The sequence below is a fragment of the Myceligenerans cantabricum genome (genome assembly GCF_054777735.1).
The window spans coordinates 38,612-62,139 of the sequence record NZ_BAAHAJ010000004.1; the positions used below are offsets into that span (position 1 = coordinate 38,612).

23 protein-coding genes and 2 tRNA genes are annotated in these 23,528 nt (G+C 72.8%); 16 read left to right on the plus strand and 9 right to left on the minus strand.

Annotation, left to right across the window (positions count from 1 at the left end; translation table 11 throughout):
• Positions 1-27 precede the first annotated feature (27 nt).
• The 3 genes from ACYU96_RS02490 (at position 28) to ACYU96_RS02500 (ending at position 774) form a co-directional block, all read left to right on the plus strand.
• Positions 28-324 carry a GroES family chaperonin gene (locus ACYU96_RS02490; protein ID WP_460749648.1) on the plus strand — a complete coding sequence of 99 codons (297 nt, stop codon included), beginning with the start codon at positions 28-30 and terminating at the stop codon, positions 322-324.
• 149 nt (positions 325-473) lie between these two features.
• A tRNA-Lys gene (locus ACYU96_RS02495) sits at positions 474-546 on the plus strand.
• 155 nt (positions 547-701) lie between these two features.
• Positions 702-774, plus strand: a tRNA-Lys gene (locus ACYU96_RS02500).
• Positions 775-842: 68 nt separating this feature from the next.
• On the opposite strand, the gene ACYU96_RS02505 is transcribed toward ACYU96_RS02500, so the two are convergent.
• The gene (locus tag ACYU96_RS02505; RefSeq protein WP_460748788.1) at positions 843-2,141 is read right to left on the minus strand and encodes an alpha-L-fucosidase; all 1,299 of its coding nucleotides are present in this window, start codon (positions 2,139-2,141) and stop codon (positions 843-845) included.
• Between the two features lie 497 nt (positions 2,142-2,638).
• Between ACYU96_RS02505 and ACYU96_RS02510 the strand changes: the two genes are divergently transcribed.
• Both ACYU96_RS02510 and ACYU96_RS02515 read left to right on the plus strand, forming a co-directional pair.
• Complete coding sequence (locus ACYU96_RS02510) at positions 2,639-3,208, plus strand: NUDIX hydrolase family protein (RefSeq protein ID WP_460748789.1); 570 nt, start codon at positions 2,639-2,641, stop codon at positions 3,206-3,208.
• Positions 3,209-3,322: 114 nt separating this feature from the next.
• Positions 3,323-4,039 carry a hypothetical protein gene (locus tag ACYU96_RS02515; protein ID WP_460748791.1) on the plus strand — a complete coding sequence of 239 codons (717 nt, stop codon included), beginning with the start codon at positions 3,323-3,325 and terminating at the stop codon, positions 4,037-4,039.
• 139 nt (positions 4,040-4,178) lie between these two features.
• Here ACYU96_RS02515 and ACYU96_RS02520 read toward each other — a convergent pair whose 3' ends face one another.
• From ACYU96_RS02520 to ACYU96_RS02530, 3 genes are all read right to left on the minus strand, one after another.
• Complete coding sequence (locus tag ACYU96_RS02520) at positions 4,179-5,972, minus strand: ATP-binding cassette domain-containing protein (RefSeq protein WP_460748793.1); 1,794 nt, start codon at positions 5,970-5,972, stop codon at positions 4,179-4,181.
• Between the two features lie 252 nt (positions 5,973-6,224).
• Positions 6,225-7,904: a sodium:solute symporter family protein gene (locus ACYU96_RS02525; RefSeq protein ID WP_460748795.1), complete on the minus strand. Its 1,680-nt coding sequence runs from the start codon at positions 7,902-7,904 to the stop codon at positions 6,225-6,227.
• Positions 7,901-8,230 (minus strand): DUF4212 domain-containing protein, encoded by a 330-nt coding sequence (locus tag ACYU96_RS02530; protein ID WP_460748797.1) that lies wholly within the window; start codon positions 8,228-8,230, stop codon positions 7,901-7,903. The genes ACYU96_RS02525 and ACYU96_RS02530 overlap by 4 nt, the downstream gene beginning before the upstream one ends.
• A gap of 320 nt (positions 8,231-8,550) precedes the next feature.
• Here ACYU96_RS02530 and ACYU96_RS02535 point away from each other — a divergent pair, with 320 nt between their 5' ends.
• Genes ACYU96_RS02535 through ACYU96_RS02560 form a run of 6 tightly spaced genes read left to right on the plus strand, consistent with a single transcriptional unit; the run spans position 8,551 to position 14,509 of the window.
• Entirely contained in the window at positions 8,551-8,970 is a 420-nt protein-coding gene (locus ACYU96_RS02535; RefSeq protein WP_460748798.1) for a hypothetical protein, read from the plus strand.
• A gap of 45 nt (positions 8,971-9,015) precedes the next feature.
• Positions 9,016-9,363: a hypothetical protein gene (locus tag ACYU96_RS02540; RefSeq protein WP_460748800.1), complete on the plus strand. Its 348-nt coding sequence runs from the start codon at positions 9,016-9,018 to the stop codon at positions 9,361-9,363.
• Positions 9,360-11,102 (plus strand): solute symporter family protein, encoded by a 1,743-nt coding sequence (locus ACYU96_RS02545; RefSeq protein ID WP_460748801.1) that lies wholly within the window; start codon positions 9,360-9,362, stop codon positions 11,100-11,102. The genes ACYU96_RS02540 and ACYU96_RS02545 overlap by 4 nt, the downstream gene beginning before the upstream one ends.
• A 3-nt stretch (positions 11,103-11,105) precedes the next feature.
• Positions 11,106-12,422: a sensor histidine kinase gene (locus ACYU96_RS02550; RefSeq protein WP_460748803.1), complete on the plus strand. Its 1,317-nt coding sequence runs from the start codon at positions 11,106-11,108 to the stop codon at positions 12,420-12,422.
• 4 nt (positions 12,423-12,426) lie between these two features.
• Complete coding sequence (locus tag ACYU96_RS02555) at positions 12,427-13,257, plus strand: LytR/AlgR family response regulator transcription factor (RefSeq protein ID WP_460748805.1); 831 nt, start codon at positions 12,427-12,429, stop codon at positions 13,255-13,257.
• Positions 13,258-13,312: 55 nt separating this feature from the next.
• A complete protein-coding gene (locus ACYU96_RS02560; protein WP_460748807.1) occupies positions 13,313-14,509 on the plus strand; it encodes a sulfotransferase family protein in 1,197 nt (398 codons plus the stop codon).
• Between the two features lie 13 nt (positions 14,510-14,522).
• Here ACYU96_RS02560 and rdgB read toward each other — a convergent pair whose 3' ends face one another.
• Genes rdgB through rph form a run of 3 tightly spaced genes read right to left on the minus strand, consistent with a single transcriptional unit; the run spans position 14,523 to position 16,362 of the window.
• Complete coding sequence (gene rdgB, locus ACYU96_RS02565; protein ID WP_460748808.1) at positions 14,523-15,170, minus strand: RdgB/HAM1 family non-canonical purine NTP pyrophosphatase; 648 nt, start codon at positions 15,168-15,170, stop codon at positions 14,523-14,525.
• Positions 15,167-15,604, minus strand: coding sequence for a DUF3054 domain-containing protein (locus tag ACYU96_RS02570; protein WP_460748809.1), 438 nt, complete (start codon positions 15,602-15,604; stop codon positions 15,167-15,169). The genes rdgB and ACYU96_RS02570 overlap by 4 nt, the downstream gene beginning before the upstream one ends.
• Positions 15,601-16,362 (minus strand): ribonuclease PH, encoded by a 762-nt coding sequence (rph, locus tag ACYU96_RS02575; protein WP_460748811.1) that lies wholly within the window; start codon positions 16,360-16,362, stop codon positions 15,601-15,603. Before rph ends, ACYU96_RS02570 begins: the two co-directional genes overlap by 4 nt.
• Before the next feature lie 153 nt (positions 16,363-16,515).
• Between rph and murI the strand changes: the two genes are divergently transcribed.
• Both murI and ACYU96_RS02585 read left to right on the plus strand, forming a co-directional pair.
• Positions 16,516-17,319, plus strand: coding sequence for a glutamate racemase (murI, locus tag ACYU96_RS02580; protein WP_460748812.1), 804 nt, complete (start codon positions 16,516-16,518; stop codon positions 17,317-17,319).
• The gene (locus ACYU96_RS02585; RefSeq protein WP_460748813.1) at positions 17,319-18,149 is read left to right on the plus strand and encodes an MBL fold metallo-hydrolase; all 831 of its coding nucleotides are present in this window, start codon (positions 17,319-17,321) and stop codon (positions 18,147-18,149) included. The genes murI and ACYU96_RS02585 overlap by 1 nt, the downstream gene beginning before the upstream one ends.
• A 35-nt stretch (positions 18,150-18,184) precedes the next feature.
• Here the strand turns inward: ACYU96_RS02585 and ACYU96_RS02590 are convergent, their stop codons facing one another.
• Together ACYU96_RS02590 and clpS are read right to left on the minus strand one after the other, a co-directional pair.
• The gene (locus ACYU96_RS02590; RefSeq protein WP_460748815.1) at positions 18,185-18,979 is read right to left on the minus strand and encodes a DUF2017 family protein; all 795 of its coding nucleotides are present in this window, start codon (positions 18,977-18,979) and stop codon (positions 18,185-18,187) included.
• Positions 18,976-19,314, minus strand: a complete 339-nt coding sequence (gene clpS / locus ACYU96_RS02595; RefSeq protein ID WP_460749651.1) for an ATP-dependent Clp protease adapter ClpS — start codon at positions 19,312-19,314, stop codon at positions 18,976-18,978. Before clpS ends, ACYU96_RS02590 begins: the two co-directional genes overlap by 4 nt.
• Before the next feature lie 371 nt (positions 19,315-19,685).
• On the opposite strand from clpS, the gene ACYU96_RS02600 reads away from it, so the two are divergent.
• The 3 genes from ACYU96_RS02600 to ACYU96_RS02610 all read left to right on the plus strand — a co-directional run bounded on the left by ACYU96_RS02600 (position 19,686) and on the right by ACYU96_RS02610 (position 23,322).
• The gene (locus tag ACYU96_RS02600) at positions 19,686-21,032 is read left to right on the plus strand and encodes an AAA family ATPase (RefSeq protein WP_460748816.1); all 1,347 of its coding nucleotides are present in this window, start codon (positions 19,686-19,688) and stop codon (positions 21,030-21,032) included.
• 143 nt (positions 21,033-21,175) lie between these two features.
• On the plus strand, positions 21,176-21,505 hold the full coding sequence (locus ACYU96_RS02605; RefSeq protein ID WP_460748818.1) for a DUF3039 domain-containing protein: 330 nt from the start codon (positions 21,176-21,178) through the stop codon (positions 21,503-21,505).
• The gene (locus ACYU96_RS02610) at positions 21,502-23,322 is read left to right on the plus strand and encodes a DEAD/DEAH box helicase (protein ID WP_460748819.1); all 1,821 of its coding nucleotides are present in this window, start codon (positions 21,502-21,504) and stop codon (positions 23,320-23,322) included. The genes ACYU96_RS02605 and ACYU96_RS02610 overlap by 4 nt, the downstream gene beginning before the upstream one ends.
• Positions 23,323-23,528 lie beyond the last annotated feature (206 nt).

Genomic DNA, 23,528 nt, shown 5'->3' on the forward strand with positions numbered 1-23,528 from the left:
CCGTCGTCGGCCCACCTTCCGATCCGCATGTTGCACGACCGGCTCCTCGTGGAGCCGGAGACGGACAAGTCCGAGCGGCAGTCCACCGGCGGGCTGGTCATCCCGGCCACGGCGGCCGGGCCGAAGCGGCTCGCGTGGGCGAACGTCGTCGCGGCGGGCGAGCACGTGCGGCAGGTCGGCGTGGGTGACCGCGTGCTGTTCGACCCGGAGGACCGTGCCGAGGTCGATCTCGGCGGCACCGACTACGTCCTGCTGCGGGAACGCGACGTGCACGGCGTGCACACGGTGGACGACGACGAGGGCGGCGCGGGGTTGTACCTGTAGGGCGGCATCGGACATCGGGCGGGCCCGCGCGGGCACGCGCCCGGGCCCGCTGCCGGCCCGCTGCCGCTGGGGACCGGGCTGTCGTGCAGGTCACGTCCCATTCGGTTGTGAGTCCGACCGGACCGCCTGGTAGTGTTTCTCTCCGTTGCGCGCCATTAGCTCAATTGGCAGAGCAGCTGACTCTTAATCAGCGGGTTTGGGGTTCGAGTCCCTGATGGCGCACTCGACGGTGAAGGCTCGTGCCTACTTCGTAGGCCGGGTCGTCTCGTTGAAGTTTGTGGGGGCAGCAGCCCCCGCACCCCGGGCTGGGGCTTCCGTCCCGGCCCTGCCTGTGGTCACGTCGGCGGCAGTGGGCGTGCGATCATAGGTGGCGACGGGCGCCATTAGCTCAATTGGCAGAGCAGCTGACTCTTAATCAGCGGGTTTGGGGTTCGAGTCCCTGATGGCGCACTCGAGGACGGACGGTCCGTGCCTGCTTCGGCAGGCCGGGCCGTCTCGTCGTTTCCGGGCGCAAGGCCTCAGCGGTCAGACCCTGTCAGGGTGAGCTCGATGACGGGGACCAGGTCGTCGGGCCGACGGACCGGGAGGGTGAGCGTCAGGGTGCCTGCCGGCGGAGCCGCCGCGTGGAGGTGGGACTCCTCGGGCTCCTGGGACGCGGCATCCATGACGATCTCCGTGCCGTCGGACAGGAGGCGCGCGAAGGAGACCCGGTCGGCCAGCCCGGGCAGGTACAGGGTCTTGAACGGCCAGGCGAGCACGTGCGCGTAGAGCGTGTCGCCACGCCGTGTGTAGACCACGCCCGAGGGTGCCTCGACGTCGTCGGCTGGTCCGGCGCCGTAGACCGAGTCCTGGTGACGGCGCATCCAGCGGCCGACCTCGCGCAGGATGCCCGCATGCCGCTCCGGGATCTCACCGCGCGCCGTCGGGCCCACGTTGAGCAACAGGTTGCCGCCCAGCGAGACCGTCTCGACCAGCATCCGCACGATGAGCTCCGGGCTCTTGTCGTCGAGGTTCCCGCGGTCGTAGCCCCAGGCGCCGTTGATCGTCTGGCACGCCTCCCACAGCACGCGCTCGCCGTCGACCTCGACGGGCCGCACCGGCTGGTACTGCTCCGGGGTCACCAGGTCCGCCGGGAGGCCGAACCGGTCGTTGACGATCATGCGGGGCTGCAGCTCGCGGCACATCGCCAGCAAGCCCTCCGCGTCCCAGTCCTTCGCCGACTTGCCCGGCAGCCCGTCCCGGACGGCCGGCTGCGTGAAGTCGACGAACAGGTAGTCGATCTCGCCGTACCCCGTCAGCAGCTCACGGAGCTGCTCGCGCAGGTAGCTCCGGAAGCGGCCCAGGTCACGGCCCGCGTTCAGGTCCTCGACATCGGGCCGGTTCCCCAGCGGGTGCGACCAGTCGACCGTGTAGTCCGGGTGCGACCAGTCCAGCAGCGAGAAGTACAGCCCGACCCGGAGGCCCTCGGCGCGCAGCGCCTCGACGTGCTCCCGGACCAGGTCCCGGCCGCGGGTGCGGGGCAGCGAGTAGTCCGTCGTCGCGGTGTCCCACAGGCAGAAGCCCTCGTGGTGCTTGGCCGTGAGCACCACGTACCGCTGGCCCGCTTCCCGGGCCAGGCGAGCGATCGCCCGCGCGTCGTACAGGTCGGGATCGAACCGGTCGGCGTAGCGGCGGTACGCGTCGTCGTCGATCCGCTCGAAGTACTTGACCCACTCCTGACGGCCGGCCACGGCGTACGTCCCGTAGTGGATGAACATCCCGAAGTGGTCGCGACGGAACCAGGCGGTGCGCTCGGCCGACGTCAGGGGATCTGCCATGGGAACGGTCTCCTCGTCCGGTGGTCCGGTGTGGTCCGGCGGTCCGGTGCGGTGCGGTCCGGTGCGGTCCGGCGCGCTCGCTCGAACGCCCTCGTGAGCGACAGTAGCGGCACGCGACAGGAGGCCTGGCGCCGGGTCGCCCTCCGGGGAGCGGCAGGGAGCCGCGCTCGGTGCGGGACTGCGGGCAGGACTCATCGCTCACCCCCAGCGCGCCCCGCCGGCACCACACCGAGCCGCCCGACCACGCCAGGTTGACGACCCCGTCGATCCGACGACCACGCCATGTTGCGGCGTGGGACCGCAGCCGCCACGCAGGAGGTACATGGTCACCATGGCCGACCATGGCCGGGTCGGGGCTTCTCGGCCCACCTGACCGGACCGCACAGTTCGTGAGAGATGCCCGGCACGGCACGCGGCGTCGCGCGACACGCCGTCGTACCGTCCGCGGACCGCGGATTTTCCGGCCCGATGCACCCGACCCTGGTAGAAAAGGGTCCGTGACCGACACCGCGGACTACCCCGCCGACGACTTCTACCGCGACGACTCCCAGACCTCCGGCTGGCTCACGGAGGAGGACCTGGCGGTCGTGCGCGCGCAGCTCCCGCTCGTCTACGTGGATGCCGTGCCGGTCCGGGTGGACGACTCGGGGGACGTCGTCGCCGTCGGCCTGCTGCTGCGCGTCGACACCCAGGGAGCGATCACGCGTGCGCTGGTGTCGGGCCGCGTGATGTACCACGAGCGGGTGCGGGACGCCCTGCTGCGCCACATCGAGAAGGACCTCGGCCCGGTGGCGCTGCCGCAGGTGCCGCCGTCGCCACAGCCGTTCACGGTCGCGGAGTACTTCCCCACGCCCGGCATCACCCCGTACCACGACCCGCGCCAGCACGCGGTGTCGCTCGCCTACGTGGTGCCCGTGACCGGCGACTGCCGCCCCCAGCAGAACGCGCTCGACCTCGCCTGGATGACGCCGGAGGAGGCCTGCGCCGACACGGTGCTGGCGGAGATGATGAACGGCCAGGGCATGCTCGTCAAGCAGGCGATGTCCCACGTGGGCCGCCTCCCCTGACGGACCGCGGACCGCCGTCGACGACGGCGCGAGGTGTGGCGCTGCCTGCCCGAGATGACCTGGTTGAGGTATAACTTCCCAGGTGCCTCACGGCACTCGCAGACGGGGAGGCGGATGCACACGAAGTTCGCGGGCAAGGTCGCCACCGGGCTCGGTGGTTCTCTGACGCTCCCGTTCCTGGTCGAGCTGGGCATGGCGTCACTCCTGAACGAGGACTTCAGCTGGCGGCGCGGCGCGCTGTTCGTCGGGGTGCTCGGCGGGATCAGCGTCCTGCTGTTCGGCATCGACCGGTTCGGCCGCCTGCGCGCCCGGCAGGCCGAGGACCGGGCTGCCCGTGAGGTGCAGGCCCGCGCGGCGTACGTCGTGCACCACGCCCTGCGGCCCTACGGCGCGGAGACCGACGGCGTCGTCGCCCTGTGCAGCGCCCGCCTCGCCCCGGACACCCTGCACTACCTGCAGTACCACACGCGGGGCAAGGGCACCTTCCGTGTCGACGTGCTCGAGGACCCCGCGCTCGCGCCGCTCCTCGGCCTCGCCGACGCCGAGCAGCACCGGCGAGTCTACGAGCGCTACGGCGAAGGGCTGCGCGCCCTCGTCGAGCTGCTCGACGACGACTTCGTCCAGCTCGACTCCGGCCGGGTGCTGCGGCTCGTGCTCGACGTCGAGAAGGGCGCGGTCTTCGTCGTCGAGGTGCACCACGGCTCGGGCCGCTACCTCCTGGGCGTCACTCTCGACGAGACCGCGGTGGACCGCGCCGACCTCGACCTCCGTGACCTGGCCACCACCATCCGCGGCCACCTGGGCCGCGAGCGCGGCACGACGATCCGCTGACCCCCGGCGCGCACCTCCCGGCCCCGGCCTGCGCCCGCAGCCTCCAGCGGGCGCCGACCAGGCCCTCCGACGGGGTGGGAACGCATCCACCACGCAGCACGGTGTGGTCGCGCGGGGGTGTCGTGGGGGCTGGGAGGGCTCAGGCCAGGGTGAGCTCGGGCCAGTCCGCCAGCTCCTCGCGCATGCGGCGGTCGTGGGTCGCGACGACCACCGCGGCCGGGGTCGTCACCAGCGCCCGGGTCAGCTCGTCGACCAGGTCGATCGACAGGTGGTTGGTGGGCTCGTCGAGCAGGAGCAGGTGCGGCACGTGCAGCAGCGCCCGCGCCAGCTCGAACCGGCGGCGCTGGCCCACCGACAGCTCGCCGAGCGGGCGGTCCAGGTCCTCCTCCGACAGCAGTCCGAGCGATGCCACGGGCACCACGTGGTCGGGGTCGAGCTCCCCGGCGGCAAGCAGGGCGAGCGCCTCGTCCGCGGCCGTCTCGAAGCCGGTCCGCCGCGCCGCCTGCGTCGTCAGCGCCGGGCTCTCCTGCCCGACGACGCCGATGCGCACACTCTCCCGGGAACCCAGGGTTCCCCTGTCGAGCCGCGACTCCCCCGCGAGGACCCGCAGCAGCGTCGACTTGCCGGTGCCGTTCGGCCCGGTGATCAGCAGCCGGCCCGACGGCGGCACCGCCACCCGGGTCCCCGGCAGGTCCAGCAGGACGCTTGGCACACTTTTCTTGGGATGCCGGGGGGAGGTCGCCGGGCCGGTCACGCCGGCGTCCCGAGCCACCCGGGCGTCCCGGGGCGCACCGGGAGCGACGCCCGGAGGCGCACCGTCGGCACGGGGCTCCCGGCCTCCGTCGGCGCCGGGCGGCCCGCCACCGTCTCCGGCCACCACCACCCGCGGGTTCCGCGCCTCCACCAGCGGCTCCGCGGGGTCCCAGCCCGCCGACATCGCCGGCAGGTCCGGGAACACGAGCGCAGGCGGCGGGACGGGCACCTCGATCGCCTCCGCCTCCAGCTTCTGGACGAGCCGGTCGGCAGCCTTGACGTGGATGCGGGCGCGGGTGGCCCTCCGGTGCTTCTGGGAACCCTTGGGCGGGCGCCACTCGTCGGACAGGCCCTCGTAGGAGGAGTCCAGCGCCTCGGCGAGCCGGGCCGCGCGCCGGCGCTCGGCCCGGTAGCGCTGCCGCCAGCGGTGCAGGGCCTGGTTCTTGGCGAACCGGTAGGCGAGGTAGCCCGGCTGCCCGTAGAGGACGGGCTTGCCGTCCCAGGAGGGGTCGAGGTCGAGGATGGCGGTGGAGACGTCGTCGAGCAGCTCACGGTCGTGCGTGACGACGACCACTCCCCCGCGCCAGGCGACGAGCTCGCCGGTGAGGAACTCGATGGCGCTCGTGTCGAGGTGGTTGGTGGGCTCGTCGAGGAGCAGCAGGTCGGTGCGTTCCGCGAGTCGGCAGGCCAGCCGGACGCGGTAGCGCTCGCCGACGCTGAGCTCGCCGAGGCGCCGCGCGAGGTCACGGGGCGCGCCGAGCCGGGTGAGCGCGACGTCGACGCGGCGGTCGGCGTCCCAGGCGGCGAGGTGCTCCGCGCGGGCGAGGGTGCGCTGGAGCTCGGCGAGGTCGCCGGTCTCGTGGTCGAAGGCGGCGGCCGCGGCCTCGAGCTCGGCGGTGGCCCGCCGGAGCCCGTCGAGGGTCTGGGCGACGAGGTCGCCGACGGTCTGCCCGGGCGCGGCCCGCAGCTCCTGCTCCACGAGCGCGACGCTGCCGTCGCGCCGGACCTCGCCACCGGTCGGGTCGAGCCGGCCCGCCAGGAGGTGCAGGAACGTGGACTTCCCGGACCCGTTCTCACCGACGATGCCGAGCCGCGTCCCGTCGTTCACGGTGACGCCGACCCCGCGCAGGACGTCCCGCCCGGGATAGGAGAAAGCCAGTTCGTCCGCGGCGAGGTGCATGGGGAGAACCTTAGACGGATGGTGACGGGCCGGGTGGGGGACGCCGGACGGCCGGTGGAGGACGCCCGGGCGGCGATGAGACGGACCAGCCTGCCGTCCGACAGGACGAGCGGGTGTGCAGACCGGTATGTCGGTCGGTAGGCCGGCTGGTCCGTCTCATCGCCGCCCGGAGGTCCGCTCACCGGCCGCCGGGCGTCAGGGGTGGGTCTGCGGCGGCAGGGGGGACCGCCGCAGACCCGGGTGGGGGTCTTCTCAGCCCGCGGGGGTCTCCTCGCGCTCCGAGGGGTAGCGGATGGACTCGACCATCTCCTGGACCTCGGGGCTCGGTGGCTTCGTGGCCAGGGAGACCACGACGGTGACGATCAGGTTGAGCAGGGCGCCGATGGTGCCGATGCCCTCCGGGCTGATGCCCATGACGTGATCGTGGGCCGACGTCCCGAACACCTCGAGCGTGTAGATCATGTAGCTCGACGTGAACACGAGGCCGGCCAGCATGCCGGACACCGCACCCGCGGCGTTCGCCCGCTTCCAGAAGATGCCGAGCACCAGTATCGGGAAGAAGGTGGACGCCGCGAGTCCGAAGGCGAAGGCGACCACCTGGGCCACGAACGCCGGCGGGTTGATGCCGAAGTAGATGGCGACCAGCACCGCGATACCCATCGCGATCCGGCTCACGCCGAGCCGCCGTGCCTCCGACGCGTGGTGGTCCACGTACCGGAAGTACAGGTCGTGCGACACGGACGACGAGATGACCAGCAGCAGGCCCGCCGCCGTCGACATCGCCGCGGCGAGACCACCGGCGGCCACGAGCCCGACGACCGGCGCGGGCAGGCCCGCGATCTCCGGGCTGGCGAGCACCAGGATGTCGTTGTTCACGAGGAGGTCGGCGCCGCCCTCGGCGAACACGTCCGCGTTGTTGGTGACCGAGTTGACCGTCTCGGAGGTCTCGCTGACCGACACCAGTCCGGTCGCCTGCCAGTTCTGCACCCATTGCGGCAGCGCGTCGACCGCCTGCCCCTGCACGCCCTGGAGCAGGTTCAGCTTGGTGAAGGAGCCCACGGCCGGGGCCGTGGTGTACAGCAGGGCGATGAAGACCAGCGCCCACAGCGCCGACCAGCGCGACCCGCGCACCGACTTCGTGGTGTAGAAGCGGATGATCACGTGCGGCAGCCCTGCCGTACCGATCATCAGCGCCATGGTCACGAGGAACACGTCGATCTGGGGGCGTGCGGTGAACGCCTCGGTGTAGACGTCCAGGCCGAACTCCTTCTGGAGCGCGTTGAGCTCCGCCAGGATCTGTCCGAACGACACCTGCGGGACCGGGATGCCGGTCGTGATGTACGCGACGGCCCACGCCGGGATCAGGTACGCGACGATGAGCACCGTGTACTGGGCCACCTGGGTCCAGGTGATGCCCTTCATGCCGCCGAACACGGCGTAGGTGAAGATGACCGCCGCCGCGATGGCGACGCCACCGGCCTGCGGGATCTCCAGGAACCGCGCGAACACGATGCCGCCGCCGGCCATCTGCCCCACCACGTAGGTGAAGGACACGATGATCGCGACGACCGCGGACACGGACCGCACCGTCTCGCTGAACCGGTCGCCCACGAACTCCGGGACGGTGAACTTGCCCCACTTGCGCAGGTACGGCGCGAGCAGCAGCGCCAGCAGCACGTAGCCGCCGGTCCAGCCCATCAGGTAGATCGAGCCGTCCGACCCGAGGAAGGCGATGAGGCCGGCCATCGAGATGAACGACGCCGCGGACATCCAGTCGGCGCCGACGGCGGCACCGTTGGCGATCGCCGGGATGTTCTGCTCGGCGACGAAGAAGCCCTTGGTCTCCCGCACCCGGCTGCGCCAGGCGATGTAGATGTAGACGGCAAAGCTCAGGGCGACGAAGACGAGCGCCCAGACCTGTGTCTCGCTCATGTCAGCCCCCCGTCGTGGTCGCGCTCGTGCACGCCGTACTCCTTGTCGAGCCGGTCCATGCGGACGGCATAGATCAGGATCAGCACGATGAACGTGTAGATCGAACCCTGCTGGGCGAACCAGAAGCCGAGCGGGAAGCCGGCGATCACGATCTCGTTGAGCTGCTCCACGAAGAGGATCCCGCAGCCGAACGAGACGAGGAACCAGACGATCAGCAGCACGACCATGAGCCGCAGATTCTTGCGCCAGTATTCCTTCCGCCACCCGTTGGCCTCGGCACCGGAGGGCGGCGATCCACCGTCCGGTGTCACGACGTCGTCGGACATGTTGCGCTCCTTTGCGTCTCGATCCGGCCCATGCCGGATGTCCGGGCCCGGGGACTCCAGCGTGGCCCGGGTCACACCTTTCCCCACGTTGAGCCAAGTGGTTCCCGGGTACGACCTGCAAGAGCGAGGCTGCCCGACGGCGGTCGCGGCCCCGCGAACGGTCCTGTGCGGTACACCAGCGGGCAGTGCGGGCCCCCCAGGCCGCTCGCGGGACGAGACCGACCGTTCGACCGGCACAGGGGCCCGCTCGCGGGGCCGGCGTCACCCGACACCGCCCCGGGCCTCCTGCGGCGCCGGTCCGGTGGCCTACGATCGGCTGCATGTCCTCGACGTCGAGCGCTTCCCCGCCGGCCACGCGCCGCGGGATCTTCCACCCTGGCAGCACGATGATGATCGTGGGCGCGCTCTGCATCCTCGTGGGCTCGATGCTCCCCTGGGTCCGCACCGCGGCGGGCAACCTCCCCGGCTACGGCGGTGGCGGCATCCTGACGGCCTGCCTCGGCCTGCTCCTCTTCTCCGGGGCCGTGATCCCGCACCGCGTCTCGGCGATCGTGCACTGCGCGGTGGCCGGGCTGCCCGTCGCGTTCCTCGTGGCCTGGCAGGCGGTGAAGCTGGGCGGCACCGTCGCCGCCACCGACGCCTGGTGGCACGTCTGGGCCGGCGAGGGGCTGGTGCTGGTCGGCGCGGGCGCCGTCGTCGTCCTGGCCACGGGCTGGCGCCTGTACCGCGTCCGGGACTGAGCCCGTCCGTGCCCGCGGCCGTCGTATCCGGGCCACACTGACCCCATGGACGACGCCGGCATCCACCTCGACGTGGACGAGCACGACACCCCCGCGGAGGTCGACGCCGCGTTCCGGACGCTGCGCCGTGCCGCGGTCTGGCACTTCGTCCTCTTCCTCGCCGCCGTGCTCGGCGTGCCCGCCCTCTCCCTCACGCTCGGCTGGTGGTCGGGCGCGCGGATCGACGGCGGGATGAGCCCCGGATTCGCCATGGCGGCGTTCGGGCTGTACGCGTTCTTCCTGGCCGTCGGCCTGGCCGCGGCCACGCTCTCCTCGGCCGTCGAGGCCCGCATGCTCGGCGGGGCGCACGCCGGCACCGGCGACACCGCCGAGGACGACGAGGACGTTCCGTGACCCCCGCCGGCGCCACCGCGCTGGTGCTCCTGGTCGGCACCCTCGTGCTGGTCGCCTGGCTGATGCGGCCGCGTGGCGCCTCGACCGTGGACTTCTACCTGGCCGGCCAGCGCGTCGGGGTGGCGACCAACGCGCTGGCGATCTGCGGCGACTACTTCTCCGCGGCGTCGTTCCTGGGCGTGGCGGCGGCCGTGTACGTGTCGGGTCTGGACGGCGTCTGGTACGCCGTCGGCTTCGCGGCCGGGTTCGTGCCGGTGCTGCTGTTCGTCGCCGCCCCGCTGCGCCGCTTCGGCGAGTTCTCGATCCCCGACTTCCTCGGCCGGCGCCTCGGGTCCGAGCGGGTCCGGCTCGTCTCGGTGGGCGTGGTGCAGGTGGTGATCCTGAGCTACCTCATCCCGCAGGCCGTGGGCAGCGGCATCACCTGGCAGCTCCTCGTGGGCCACGGCCTGCCCGGGCTCGACCCGTACGGGACGGGGGTGCTGCTCTCGACGCTGTTCGTCGCGTCGCTGGTCGCGTTCGGCGGGATGCGCGGCACCACGTGGACGCAGGCGATCCAGTTCCTCGTGCTGCTCGGCGCGCTGGTGTGGCTCGCCCTCGCCGTCGTCGGCTCCGGGTTCAGCTATCCCGAGGCGGTCTCCGACCTCTCGGCCGAGCCCCTGGCCAACCCCGTCCCGGGGCCGACCGGCTGGGAGCTGCACGTCGAGACCAACCAGATCGACCCCGGCACGGACGCGACGTTCGGCGAGCCGGGCGCGGCCTACGGCCCGCTCGCGCAGTTCGCGCTCATCCTCACCCTCGTCATGGGCACGGCCGGGCTGCCGCACGTGATGAACCGGTACTTCACGAGCCCTACCGGCACCGCCGCGCGCATGACGACGGTGTGGGTGCTGGGGCTCGCCGGCCTCTTCTACGCGCTGGCGGTGATGCTCGGCACCGCCGCCCGGCAGCGGATCGCGGAGGCCGCCGCCGAGCACGCCTGGCTCGCAGCGCTCACCACCGACGGGGTGCTGCGGGTGCCGGAGCACGCCCTGCCGGTGCTCGGGCGCCTGTACGGAGGCGACATCGGGCTCGCCGTGATCGCGGCCGGGGCGCTGATCGCCGTCATGTCCACGATCGCCGGGCTGCTGCTCGCGGCCGCCGCGTCCTGGGGGCACGACGTGTACGAGCGGCACGTCAACCCGCACGCCACGCAGCGCCAGGCCGTGTGGGCGGGCCGGGCGAGCACCGCCGTCGTCGCGCTGGCCGCCGCCGGGATGGCCATGGTGCTGCAGCCCGACAACCTCGCGCCCGCGGTCCCGTCCATCGTCGCCGCGATGGTGACGTGGGCGTTCGCGATCGCCGGGTCGGCGCTCACGCCGGTGTTCGTGCTCGCCATCTGGTGGCGCGGGACGACGGCGGCCGGCGCGATCGCGGGCATGCTCACCGGCGGGTGCGCGTCGATCGGGATGTTCGTGCTCGGGATCCTGCCGATCGGCCCGGGGCTCGGCGAGATGCTGATGACGCCCACGCTCGTCGCGGCGCCGCTGGCCGCCGCCGTCTGCATGCTCGTGTCGCGGGTGACGACGCCGCCCGCGGACGTGGACCGGCACTGGACGGTGCTGCACGGCACGGCCGCGGACCGGCAGGCGGAGCGGCTCGCGAAACTCACCATCGCCGGCCTCGGCCGGGACGACGACTCGCGCGGAAAGCGTGCCGGACCGGCACGCCGCGGCCGGCGGGGCCGACAGAAGGGGGACTGAGAGATGCGTTCGGGGAGCATCCTGCTCGCAGGGGGGATCGCGGCCGCCTGGGCGGTGGTGTACGTGGTCACGCAGGTGATCGTGGGCCCGCCGCTCGGGGTCGGCACGACCGTCGTGGCGGGGACCGTCGTCACGATCGCGGTCGTGCTCGGGTACCCGTCGGCGCTGCGCGGGCCGCGCTCGGCGACGGGGCTGCGCCGCGGGCCGGAGCCGCGCCGGCGGCCCGAGCCGCGGCGGGGGCGGACGTACAGCATCGTGGCGGGCGGCCGCACCATGCCGTTGCGGTCGGGCCTGACCGCCGACGCCGCCCGCCGCACCGCGGACCTGCTGCGGCCCCTGCTCGGCGGTGACGCCGTGGCGATCACGGACACCGAACGGATCCTGGCGTTCGTCGGGCCGGGCGACGACCACCACCGCACCGGCGGCCCGGTGCAGGCCTCGGTGACGCGCAAGACGATCCGCACGGGGCGCACGGCCACGTCGCGCAGCACCGCCGACATCGGCTGCGGCGACCCCGACTGTCCGCTCGCCGGGGCCGTCGCGGCGCCGCTCATGGTCGCCGACCGGGTGGTGGGTGCGCTCGTCGTGCTGCGCACCGGGTCCGAGCCCGCCGGGCGCGGGCAGGTGGAGGACATGGCCGGCATCCTGTCGTTGCACCTCGAGCTCGCCGAGGCGGACCGGGAGCGCGAGCTGTCGGCCGACGCCCGCCTGCACGCGCTGCGTGCGCAGATCAACCCGCACTTCCTGTTCAACGTGCTGAACACGATCGCGTCGAAGTCACGCACGGACCCGGAGGAGGCCCGCGCGCTGCTGCTGCGGCTGAGCGACTTCTTCCGCTACGCGGTGCGGCAGGACGGGCAGCTGGCGGAGTTCGCGCAGGAGTACTTCTTCGTGCGCACCTACATCACGCTGGAGCAGGCCCGCTTCGGCGACCGGCTGCGGGTGCGGTACGACATCGACCCGCAGGTACTGACCGCACACGTCCCCGTGCTGACCATCCAGCCGCTCGTGGAGAACGCGGTGAAGCACGGGCTGTCCGACAAGGTGGACGGCGGCACGGTGACGCTGCGGGCGCGGGTGGACCCGCTGACGCGCACGACGTCGATCCGGGTGTCGGACGACGGCGTCGGCATGCCGCCCGAGGTGCTGGAAGGACTGGACGGCCCGCACACCGCGGCCGCGAGCTCCCAGCACACCGGCGTCGGGCTGCGGAACATCTCGCAGCGCCTCACGACCCTGTTCGGGGAGCGCTACTCGCTGGACATCCGCTCCACGCCGCAGCACGGAACCGTGGTGGACCTGCGCGTCCCACTACGCTGAGCTCGTGCACGACGACGAATCCCGCCCGCGCGCGCTGATCGTCGACGACGAGGCACCCGCCCGGGCCGAGCTGCGGTACCTGCTGGAGGAGCGCGGCGACGTCCAGGTCGTGGGCGAGGCCGCGAACGGCGACGAGGCGCTGCAGCTCCTCGAGAACATCCCGTACGACCTGGTGCTGCTCGACATCCGTATGCCCGGCACCAGCGGGCTCGACGTCGCCGCCGCCGCACGCCGGCTCCCCCGGCCGCCGCGGATCGTGTTCACGACCGCTCACCCGGACCACGCGGTCGCGGCGTTCGACCTGGAGGCCGCCGACTATCTGGTCAAGCCGTTCGACGCCGCCCGGCTCGCCCGCGCGGTGGAGCGGGCGCTGACCCAGCCCGGGTCCGACGACGGCACGGGCACGCCCGGCGGGCAGCGCGCCGAGGGGCAGCCCGGCCAGCATGCCGGCCGGGGCGGGTCCTCCGCGTCGTCGGGCGGCGACCGGCGCGACCTGCCGGAGCCGCTGGCCAAGGTCCCGGTGCAGAAGGACGGCCGGACCGTGCTGGTGGACCAGCGCGCGATCGTCTACGCGAGCGCGGCGCGCGGCTACTCGTACCTCAAGCTCACCGACGAGCGGTTCCTCGTCACGTTCTCGCTGAACGAGCTCGAACGGCGGCTGCACGGGCACTTCTTCCGCACGCACCGCTCGTACCTCGTGAACCTCGACCACGTGCGCGAGCTGGTGCCGGACTTCAAGGGCGCGCTCGCCTGCGTCATGAACGACCGGCAGCGCAGCCGGGTCGAGGTGTCGCGCCGGCAGGCCGCCGAACTGCGACGACGCCTCGGAGCCTGACGCCCCCGAATCATCCCCCTTGTATTGACCTGCGCATATAGGCAGTATGTGGCTCATGTCCCAAGCCACGCCCATGCTTCACGTCCTCAACGTGCTTCTGCTGCCGGGGTACCGCACTCGCAAGGATCCCGACGCCGCCTTCGACAAGCTGTTGGCGGGGGCGCAGGAAGGGCGTCAGCCCCTCGGCGCGGCGGACCTCGAGGCCGTCGAGCCGATGCGCCTGCTCCTGCGGGCGCACGCCGCGAACCCCGATCTGGGACCGTTCGGCTGGACGACCGTGCAGCAAGGGATCCAGGACCGGCTGCGGAACCGCGCGATCGTCCGGGACCTCCAGGCGAAGCACCCGGCGATCAAGGACGAGCCCGTGCAGGCCCCCGTCTTCGTGGTCGGGCTCCCCCGGACCGGGACCACGTTCACCTACAACCTGATCGCGCGCTCGCCGGGCAACCGCGGCCCGCTGCTGTGGGAGATGCTCAACCTCGGTCTGCCCGTCGAGGACCCCGCGGAGCGGACGAGGACCATCGAGCGGACCACGAAGCGGCTCTCGATCATGGACCGGCTCAGCCCCGACTGGTCGCAGGTGCACCCGCTGATCGCGACCGCCGAGGAGGAGGACTTCTTCCTCCGCGACCACTCCGAGATGCACAGCTCCGCGTCGACGGTGCCCGCGTATCGCGAGTACCTGGCCGGTGCCGACCTCACCGACGACTACCTGCTGCTGCGCGACGCGCTGCAGGTGCTGTCCTACGGCCAGGAGCCGGCGCGGTGGATCCTGAAGCATCCCGCGAACCTGTGGCGCATGCCCGAGATCCGGCACGCCTTCCCCGACGCCAAGTTCGTGTGGACGCACCGCGCGCCCGGCAAGGCGCTGGCGTCGGGCTGCTCGATGTCCGAGGTGCTGCGCACCATGCACTACAAGCGGGGCCACGTGGACCTCGACGCGATCGGCGCCGAGTGGCTGGAGATGCTGTCCGGGGGCGTGGAGCGGGCACTCGCGCAGCGCGAGCGGTTCGGTGACGACGTCATCGACGTCACCTACAACGACCTGGTCGAGGAGCCGGAGAAGATGATGCGCGGCGTGTTCGAGCGGCTCGACATGGCGTGGACCGAGGCCGACGCGGCGAACATCGCGACGGCCCAGGAACGCCCGCACCACAAGGGGCACAAGTACACGCTGGAGCGCTTCGGCCTGGACGAGTACCAGGTGGCCGCCGCGTTCGCCGGCTACAAGATCCCGGAATCGGCGTCCTGAGACGCCCGGCCTTCTACCCGCGGGACAGGGCCGCGACGATCACGGGGCTCAGGGCGCGGAAGGCCTTGCCGCGGTGGCTGATGGCGTTCTTCTCCGCCGGGTCCAGCTCCGCGGCCGTGCGGCTGCCCGGGGCGCCACCCGGCGCCGCCGCCTGCTCGGCGGGAACCAGGACCGGGTCGTAGCCGAAGCCGTTGGTGCCGCGCGGCGCGCTCGTCAGGACGCCGCGCATCTCGCCCGTGCGGACCTCTTCCGTCCCGTCCGGGGTGACGAGGGCTGCCGCGCAGACGAACCCGGCGGCGCGGTGCTCCGGACGAACGTCGGAGACCTGCGCCAGGAGCAGGTCGAGGTTCGCCTGGTCGTCACCGTGCCGGCCCGCCCAGCGGGCGGAGAAGATCCCGGGCGAGCCGCCGAGCACGTCGACGGCCAGGCCGGAGTCGTCGGCCACCGCCGGAAGCCCGGTCGCCGCGCACACGGCGCGGGCCTTGATGAGGGCGTTGGCCGCGAAGGTCACGCCGTCCTCCACCGGCTCCGGCGCACCGACCTCCCCGGACGTGAGGAGCCCGCCGTCGGGCAGCGAGACACCCGCCTCGCCCAGGATCGCGCGCAGCTCCACGAGCTTCTTCCGGTTGTGGGTCGCCAGCACCAGCCGAGCGGGGCTCATCGCGCCTCCCGCCGTTCCACGTTGCGGCGCACCACCGTCACCATCACGCGCCAGCCCAGCATCGTGACCCCGAGGAACCCGGCGGTCACCAGGAAGAACGAGATCGCGAAGCCGCCGCCGGTCGCGACGCGCAGGATCATCCCGAGCGCGACCGTGGTGAACCAGACCGCGACACCCACCGGCCACAGCCGGGACGGGTCCTGCCAGGCGCGCGTCCAGGCCCAGCCGACCGCCGCGGCGACCGCGAACGGCCAGGCGACCCGGCCGAGCTGGAGCAGCAGCGTGCCGTGGGCGCTCATCCCGGCGATCGAGAACGCGAGGATGGCGACGACATCGGCGACGACCGCCGGGGCGACCGGAATCTTCCCGACGTCCCCGGCCGCCGCTCGGCCACGGGCCGAGCCGCGCCCGGCACCGCCGTCGGCGGTCGTCACGCGTCGAGCTCCTGCGCCAGGGCCTCGGTCTGCAGCCGCGTCAGGTCCGCCGCGCCCGCGACCGCCAGGTCCAGCAGCGTGTCCAGCTCGGCGCGGTCGAACGGCGCGGCCTCGGCCGTGCCCTGGACCTCGACGAACTTCCCGCTGCCGGTGACCACGACGTTCATGTCGGTCTCGGCGCGCACGTCCTCCTCGTAGGGGAGGTCGAGCATCGGGGTGCCGTCGATGATGCCCACGGACACGGCCGCCACGGAGTCGGTCAGCACGGGCTTGCCGCGCGAGGCGATGTGGCCGTGCCGCTGCCCCCAGGCGACGGCGTCGGCGAGCGCCACGTAGGCACCGGTGATCGCGGCGGTGCGGGTGCCGCCGTCGGCCTGCAGCACGTCGCAGTCCAGCACGATCGAGTTCTCCCCCAGCGCCGACATGTCGACGACGGCCCGCAGGGACCGCCCGACCAGGCGCGAGATCTCGTGCGTGCGGCCGCCGATCTTGCCCTTGACCGACTCGCGGCTCCCCCGCGTGTTCGTGGAGCGGGGCAGCATCGCGTACTCGGCGGTCACCCAGCCCTCGCCGGAGCCCTTGCGCCAGCGCGGCACCCCGTCGGTGAACGACGCCGCGCAGAGCACCCGGGTGCGCCCGAACTCCACGAGCACGGACCCCTCGGCGTGGTCGAGCCACCCACGGGTGATCCTCACGGGGCGGAGCTGATCGATGGCGCGGCCGTCGGCGCGCGTGATGTCGGAGGTACTGATAGTCACGCGAGCAGCCTACGCGGAGCCACCGACACCCGCGGCAGGCGCGGTGCTCGGACGCCGGCGTCCACGACTGGCCTCGGCAAACGTGGCAGGCGTCACCCATGCCGGGTGGCGCGGGTAACGGATAGGACACATTCGGCCCATTAGCATCGCACCGTGAACGACGCGCCCATCGGCATCTTCGACTCCGGCCTCGGCGGCCTCACGGTCGCGCGCGCCATCCTGGACCAGCTACCGAACGAGCAGGTCCGGTATCTCGGCGACAACGCGAACACCCCGTACGGGCCCAAGCCCCTGGGCGCGATCCGCGCGATGGCGCTCGACGTCATGGACCGGCTGGTGTCCGACGGGGTGAAGATGCTGGTCATCGCCTGCAACACGGCGTCGTCGGTCGCGCTGCGCGACGCTCGCGAGCGGTACACGCTGCGCCACGGCATCCCGGTGGTCGAGGTCATCCTCCCCGCGGCACGGGCCGCGGTGCGCACCAGCCGCTCCGGCCGCATCGGCGTCATCGGCACGCGTGCGACCGTGGAGTCCCTCGCGTACGACGACGCGTTCCACGTCACCCCGGACCTGGAGATCACCACCCAGGCGTGCCCGGAGTTCGTGCGCCTCGTCGAGGAGGGGCAGACGTCCGGCGAGGAGGTCCTGAAGTACGCCCGCGAGTACCTGGACCCCGTGAAGGACGCGGGCGTGGACACTCTGGTGCTGGGCTGCACGCACTACCCCCTGCTCACCGGGGCGATCAGCTACGTGATGGGCGAGGGAGTCACGCTCGTCTCCAGCGCGGACGAGACCGCCAAGGACGTGTTCCGCAAGCTCGTGGAGCACGACCTGGAGCGGAACCCGGAGGCGGGACCTCCCGCCCACGCGTTCCTCACGACCGGCACGCCCGACGCCGTCCAGCCGCTCGCGCACCGTTTCCTGGGCCCCGAGGTCTCCCGCATGGAGGCCGTCTGATGCGCCTGATCACTCTCGGGGTCTCGGGTTCGGGACCGGGGCCGGGTTCGCCGGCGTCGTCGTACCTCGTGCAGGTCTCCGCGACGGAGGCCGCCGCGGCCGGGTACGAGGCGCGCGACTGGACCGTCGTCATGGACCTCGGCAACGGCGCGTTCGGCGCGCTGCAACGCGCCGTCGACCCGTTCGACATCGACGCCGTCGCCATCTCCCACCTGCACCCGGACCACTGCGCCGATCTGTCCGGCATGTACGTGTACCTGCGGTACCACCCGGACCACGGGTCGGCCCGCGCGGGCAAGGGCAAGCAGCTACCGGTCTGGTCCCCGTCGACGACGGCCGCCCAGGCGGCGCGCTCCTACGGGCTGAGCGACGGCGAGACCATGGCCGCCGACTACGACTTCCGCGCCTGGCAGCCCGAGGTACCCGTGCAGGTGGGGCCGCTGACCCTGGCGGCGCACCGGGTGTTCCACCCGGAGGAGTCCTGGGGGATCCGCGTGACCGGGCCGAGCACGCTGCGGCCCGACGAGCGCGCGGTGATCGCGTACACCGGCGACACGGACTACTGCCAGGGGGTCGTCGCGCTGTCCCGCGACGCCGACCTGCTGCTCAGCGAGGCGGCCTTCGTCGAGGGGCGGGACGACCACGTGGAGCCGGGCATCCACCTGACCGGCAGGCGGGCCGGGCGGGTGGCGCACGAGTCGGGCGCGAAGCGCCTGCTGCTCACGCACCTGCCGGTGTGGAACGAGCCGGGCGTCACGCTCGCGGAGGCCCGCGACGTCTACGACGGCGACGTCAGGCTGGCCCAGCCGGGAGCGACCTACACCGTGTAGGTGCTCACACGGTCCCGGCGGCCGCGTGCCGCGGGTCAGTTGTCCTCGGCGCGGCCCTCGGGAGGCCGAGGCCGTCCGCGCAGGTCCGCGATCATGACCTCCATCAGGGTCTCCAGCGCGAAGCCCGCCGCGACGAACACCCCGGACCAGAAGCGCCGCGCGGCGCGCCCGTCGGCCGCGACCGGGATCTCCCGGCCCAGCTGCTGGTCCCACATCACCTGGTCGGTCAGCGAGTTGACGTCGTCGTCGGACGCGAGGCCCAGGCGCTCGGCGATGACCAGGCGCATGTCGGCGAGCGCTCCCGCGACCGCCTCGGCCTCGTCCCGTGGCACCCGCACCGGGGGCGGCGCGCCGTGCCGGCCCAGCGTCTGCCACGGTGCCTTGTCGGGCTCGGGATCCTCGTCCGACGGCGGCGGCTCCAGCAGGTCGGCGAAGTTCTCCAGGCGCTCGGCCTTCTCGCGCGCCAGGTCGTTCTGCGTGAGGCGGCGGAACTCGCCCGCGACGGCGTCGTCCGTGCTCGCGTCGGGCAGGAGCCGGCGCACCGCCGGGTCCTGCGGTGTCGGGCCGACCGAGGAGATGCCCGTCAGCTTCGCGAGGTCTCCGTCGGTGATCTCGTCGGGGGCGAGCAGACCCTTGTTCCACACACGGGTCGTGCTGCCCGTGTGGGGCGCGGGGGCGTCGTTCGGGTCCGGAACCGGTGCGGCGGCGGGCAGGCCCGTCTCGTCCCGGACCATCGTCGCGACGTCGCGCGCCACGCGGGCGAGCACGGCCCGCTCCACCGGGTCCATCCGCGACTCGTAGCCACGCCGCATGGCACGGAACGGGGTCATGCCTCTCCCCGCGGCGCCCCGCCGGACTCCTGCAGCGTCGCCCACAGCCCGAACCCGTGCATCGCCTGCACGTCCACCTCCATGCGTTCCCGGCCCCCGCTGGACACGACCGCCTTGCCGTCGCTGTGCACCTGCATCATGAGCCGGTGCGCCTTCGCCTGCGGATAACCGAAGTAGCTCTCGAAGACGTAGGTCACGTACGACATGAGGTTCACCGGATCGTTCCACACGATCGTGATCCAGGGGTCAGCAATCCGGCCCGCCGCATCCTGCTCCGTCTCCTGCTGGGTGGCTGTCCCGGCTGAGACTGCTGCCGCGGGCGCGGACGAGGGCATCTGCGCAGCGGAGGTCACAGGCACTACCTTATCGACCGCAAGGGGTGTGAATCACATCTTGTGCGGTACGTTCGCGAAAGGCTCACCATCAGGGTCCCTGGTTCCTGGATCATTGCCGTACGGCCCGGTTCGGGGTGGTGTCCCCACCGGGGAGCTCTCCCCCGTGCTCCGTGTCGTGGACGCACTGCGGGAAGAAGTCGTCCCAGCTCCCGCAGCCGCTTTCGCAGCCACTTTCGCAGCCGTGCACATGATCACTCCCCTCGCCGCGGACGCTGACGCCGGACGCACGTCGAGGCCCTGCCCCGCCACGTCCGCTGCCCCGCAGGCGGATCTGGCTTCACGTCACCACCCCCGACTGGTAGACATTCCCGGTGACTTCACGCGACGAGAGGAACCCCCTGAGAGAAAATCCCGGCGACACCGAGCCGACCGCCTCCGCCTGGCCCGACCTGGGCCAGTACGACGACGCCGCCCGCGCGGCGGTCACGGGGATCGCCGCCCTGCTGGGCCACCCGATCCCGGAGAAGAAGGCCGAGCCGCGCTCCGCCTCGGAATGGCTCGCGCGCACCTGGAACGTCAACGAGTCCACGCTGGAGACCGTCTCCCGCCCCGTCTCCCCCGTCCTGCACCTGCTGTACGGGTTCGTGCTGGGTCGCTGGATCACCGAGCACGCCGAGGACGTCACCCAGCGGGGCCCGGACCGCCGCGCCCCGCAGATGTCCCGGCTCGACCTCGGCTCGGGCACGGGGGTGACCGTCCCGACGGCGGCGACCGTACTGTTCCCCGCGGGGACCCGCGACGCGGAACCGGTGGCGATCGAGACCGGCTACCAGTTCGGCGACCCGTTCCTCACCGCGCACGCGCTGCCCGGGCACCGCGAGGTGGCGGAGCGCTCGCTCGACGCGCTGTCGGCCGACCTCTGCGCCGACCACCCCTACCGCGGCCGCACGCTCCAGGCCTCCGCACCAGGCAGGCTCATGGTGAAGCCGGTCACCCCGACGCGGCAGGAGCGCTCCGACCTCATCCTCCCGGACACCGTGTGGCGCGAGACGGACCTGTTCTGCGCCGGGGTCACCACCCGCCGTGACACGCTGCGCGCCCTCGGGCACTCGACGTCGCGCGGCCTCCTGCTGGCCGGGCCGCCCGGTGTCGGCAAGACGAAGCTGGCGCGGGTGCTGGCCACCGAGCTCGCCGGGACCGTCACCGTCGTGCTGGTCACGGCCGACGTGCTGCGCACGTGGATGACCGAGCTGTACGAGGAGGTCCGCACGCTCGGGCCGTGCCTCGTGGTGCTCGAGGAGATCGACTCCGTGGGCGGCAAGGACAGCCGTGGCACCACGAGCTTCGGCGAGTTCCTGGACGCTCTCGACGGCGCACGCACCACCGACGACGTCCTGACCGTGGCCACCACGAACGACCCCGCCGCGCTGGACCCGGCGGTCAGGCGTCCCGGCAGGTTCGACACGATCCTGGAGGTCCCGCCGCCGGACGCCACCGGGCGTGAGGCGATCCTGCGCCTCTACCTGCCCGCGGACGCCGGGGTCGACGTCGGCCTGGTGGCCTCGTTCCTCGACGGGGCCACGGGCGCCGACCTGCGCGAGGTGGCGCGCCGTTCCCTGCTGGAGCACGGCTCCGACGGGCTCACCACGGACCGGGTGCTGGACATCGCGACCTCGGGCCGCTGGAAGCCCGCGCCCGTCGCGGGAAACTACCTGTGATCCGACGTCCCGACCTGCCGCGACATCGGCGCGTCCGCTCCTCGCGCCGGTCCGTCGGCAGGTCGCGGGTCCACTCGCGCGGATCGGCCTGACACGCGGCGGGCGTCGGACGCGTGTCGGTGTCCCGACGTAGAATCCCGACCATGAGCGAGCCCCTGGACAATCCCCCCGACGACCCGCGCACGAGCGGTGCCACCAGCGTCCTCGAGCGTGAGGAGACCCAGGAGGAGACCCAGCCCGGGGACCACGAACGCTTCGCGCACTACGTGCGCAAGGACAAGATCATGAAGTCGGCGATGTCCGGCCGGCCCGTGATCGCGCTGTGCGGCAAGGTCTGGGTCCCGGGCCGCGACCCCGCCAAGTTCCCGGTGTGCCCGGTGTGCAAGGAGATCTACCAGGGGCTGCGCGAGCCGCAGGACGGCGAGGGCGACTCCGGCAAGGGCGGTCCCGGCGGAGGTGGCTCCGGCAAGTGACGAACACGCCGCAGCTTCCGCGCACACCGTCGTCTGCGGCCGCATCGCACCTGAGTCCCGCCTTCCCGCGCCGGGCCCCCTGGGGGACGGCGTCGAACCTGCGCGCCTGGCAGGCCGAGGCGCTGGAGCTCTACCGCGAGCGTGCCCCGCGCGACTTCCTCGCCGTCGCCACCCCGGGCGCCGGCAAGACGACCTTCGCCCTGCGTGTCGCCACGGACCTGCTGGAGGCCGGGGTGGTGCGCCGCGTGACCGTCGTCGCGCCGACCGAGCACCTCAAGCACCAGTGGGCCGACGCCGCCGCGCGGGTCGGCATCAGCATCGACCCCAGCTTCACGAACGCCCAGGGCCGCCACGGCGCGCACTACGACGGCGTCGCGATCACGTACGCGCAGGTCGCCGCCAACCCTGCCCTGCACCGCGCGCGCACCGACGCCGCCCGCACCCTGGTGATCCTCGACGAGGTGCACCACGGCGGCGACGCCCTGAGCTGGGGCGACGCCGTGCGCGAGGCGTTCGAGGAGGCCACCCGCCGGCTCGCGCTGACCGGTACGCCGTTCCGCAGCGACACGTCGCCGATCCCGTTCGTCGTGTACGAGGAGGACCGTGACGGCATCCGCCGGTCCCGCGCCGACTACACGTACGGGTACGGCGAGGCCCTGCGCGACCACGTCGTGCGGCCCGTGCTGTTCATGACGTACTCCGGCGACATGCGGTGGCGCACCCGCGCCGGCGACGAGGTCTCCGCCCGCCTCGGCGAGGACATGACCAAGGACATGACCGCACAGGCGTGGCGCACGGCCCTCGACCCCGAGGGCCAGTGGATCCCGTCCGTGCTGCGCGCCGCGGACAAGCGCCTCACCCAGGTGCGGCGCGCCGTCCCGGACGCCGCCGGCCTGGTCATCGCGACCGACCAGAACACCGCCCGCGCCTACGCGAAGCACCTGCACGAGATCACCGGGCAGCGCCCCACGGTGGTGCTGTCCGACGACGCCGGGGCCTCCGGCCGTATCGAGGAGTTCACCGCGTCGGAGGACCGCTGGATGGTCGCGGTACGCATGGTGTCCGAGGGCGTGGACGTGCCCCGGCTCGCCGTCGGCGTGTACGCGACGTCGACGTCGACCCCGCTGTTCTTCGCCCAGGCCGTGGGCCGCTTCGTGCGCGCCCGGACGCGCGGGGAGACCGCGTCCGTCTTCCTGCCCTCCGTCGCGCCGCTGCTGGCGCTGGCCGGCGGGCTCGAGGAGGAGCGCGACCACGCGCTGGACCGGCCCAGCACCGCGGAGGAGCAGGGGATCGAGTACGACCCCGAGGCCGCGCTGCTCGCCGAGGCGAACCGTGAGGAGAAGGCGTCGGGCGACCTGACGCAGGGCACCTTCGAGGCGCTGGACGCCCAGGCGTCGTTCGACCGCGTCCTGTTCGACGGCGGCGAGTTCGGCACCGGGGCCGACGTCGGCTCCGCCGAGGAGCTCGACTTCCTCGGCCTGCCCGGCCTGCTGGAGCCCGACCAGGTCACCACGCTGCTGCGGCAGCGCCAGGCGGACCAGGTCAAGGCCCGCGGCGGGCGAGCCGCCGAGCAGGCGCCGACGGACCGTGAGCGGGCCGCCGAGCAGGCGGAGCACGAGCACCGTCGCGCGGGCGAGCTGCGCAAGGAGCTGTCCAAGCTCGTGGGTGCGTGGGCCAAGCGGTCCGGCGAGCCGCACGGCGTCGTCCACACGCGCCTGCGGCGCGAGTGCGGCGGCCCCGAGGTTCCGCTCGCCACGGCGGCACAGCTCGAGGAACGGGTGGCGAAGATCCGGCGGTGGTTCGTGGGAGCGCGGTGAGGGCGGTCCCGCCCGGCGTCGGCCGGACCGCCCGCGGGGTGGGTGCGACGGTCGCTCGCCGACCGCCGTGACGTGCCCCGCGAGAGACCGCGACGCCACCCGCGCCGGGTCCTCTCCGGAGGCCGGACGGTGTGACGAGCACCTCCACGTGATGTATCCAACCCGGTCGGATCGTGAGACGAGTGCGGAAACTCTGTGCTTTCGGC

Coding starts and splice junctions, on each gene's coding strand:
- ACYU96_RS02490 (WP_460749648.1), top strand. CDS start 28: ATGTTGCACGACCGGCTCCTCGTGGAGCCGGAGACGGACAAGTCCGAG.
- ACYU96_RS02505 (WP_460748788.1), bottom strand. CDS start 2,141: ATGGCAGATCCCCTGACGTCGGCCGAGCGCACCGCCTGGTTCCGTCGC.
- ACYU96_RS02515 (WP_460748791.1), top strand. CDS start 3,323: ATGCACACGAAGTTCGCGGGCAAGGTCGCCACCGGGCTCGGTGGTTCT.
- ACYU96_RS02520 (WP_460748793.1), bottom strand. CDS start 5,972: ATGCACCTCGCCGCGGACGAACTGGCTTTCTCCTATCCCGGGCGGGAC.
- ACYU96_RS02525 (WP_460748795.1), bottom strand. CDS start 7,904: ATGAGCGAGACACAGGTCTGGGCGCTCGTCTTCGTCGCCCTGAGCTTT.
- ACYU96_RS02530 (WP_460748797.1), bottom strand. CDS start 8,230: ATGTCCGACGACGTCGTGACACCGGACGGTGGATCGCCGCCCTCCGGT.
- ACYU96_RS02535 (WP_460748798.1), top strand. CDS start 8,551: ATGTCCTCGACGTCGAGCGCTTCCCCGCCGGCCACGCGCCGCGGGATC.
- ACYU96_RS02540 (WP_460748800.1), top strand. CDS start 9,016: ATGGACGACGCCGGCATCCACCTCGACGTGGACGAGCACGACACCCCC.
- ACYU96_RS02550 (WP_460748803.1), top strand. CDS start 11,106: ATGCGTTCGGGGAGCATCCTGCTCGCAGGGGGGATCGCGGCCGCCTGG.
- ACYU96_RS02560 (WP_460748807.1), top strand. CDS start 13,313: ATGTCCCAAGCCACGCCCATGCTTCACGTCCTCAACGTGCTTCTGCTG.
- rdgB (WP_460748808.1), bottom strand. CDS start 15,170: ATGAGCCCCGCTCGGCTGGTGCTGGCGACCCACAACCGGAAGAAGCTC.
- ACYU96_RS02585 (WP_460748813.1), top strand. CDS start 17,319: ATGCGCCTGATCACTCTCGGGGTCTCGGGTTCGGGACCGGGGCCGGGT.
- ACYU96_RS02590 (WP_460748815.1), bottom strand. CDS start 18,979: ATGACCCCGTTCCGTGCCATGCGGCGTGGCTACGAGTCGCGGATGGAC.
- clpS (WP_460749651.1), bottom strand. CDS start 19,314: ATGCCCTCGTCCGCGCCCGCGGCAGCAGTCTCAGCCGGGACAGCCACC.
- ACYU96_RS02605 (WP_460748818.1), top strand. CDS start 21,176: ATGAGCGAGCCCCTGGACAATCCCCCCGACGACCCGCGCACGAGCGGT.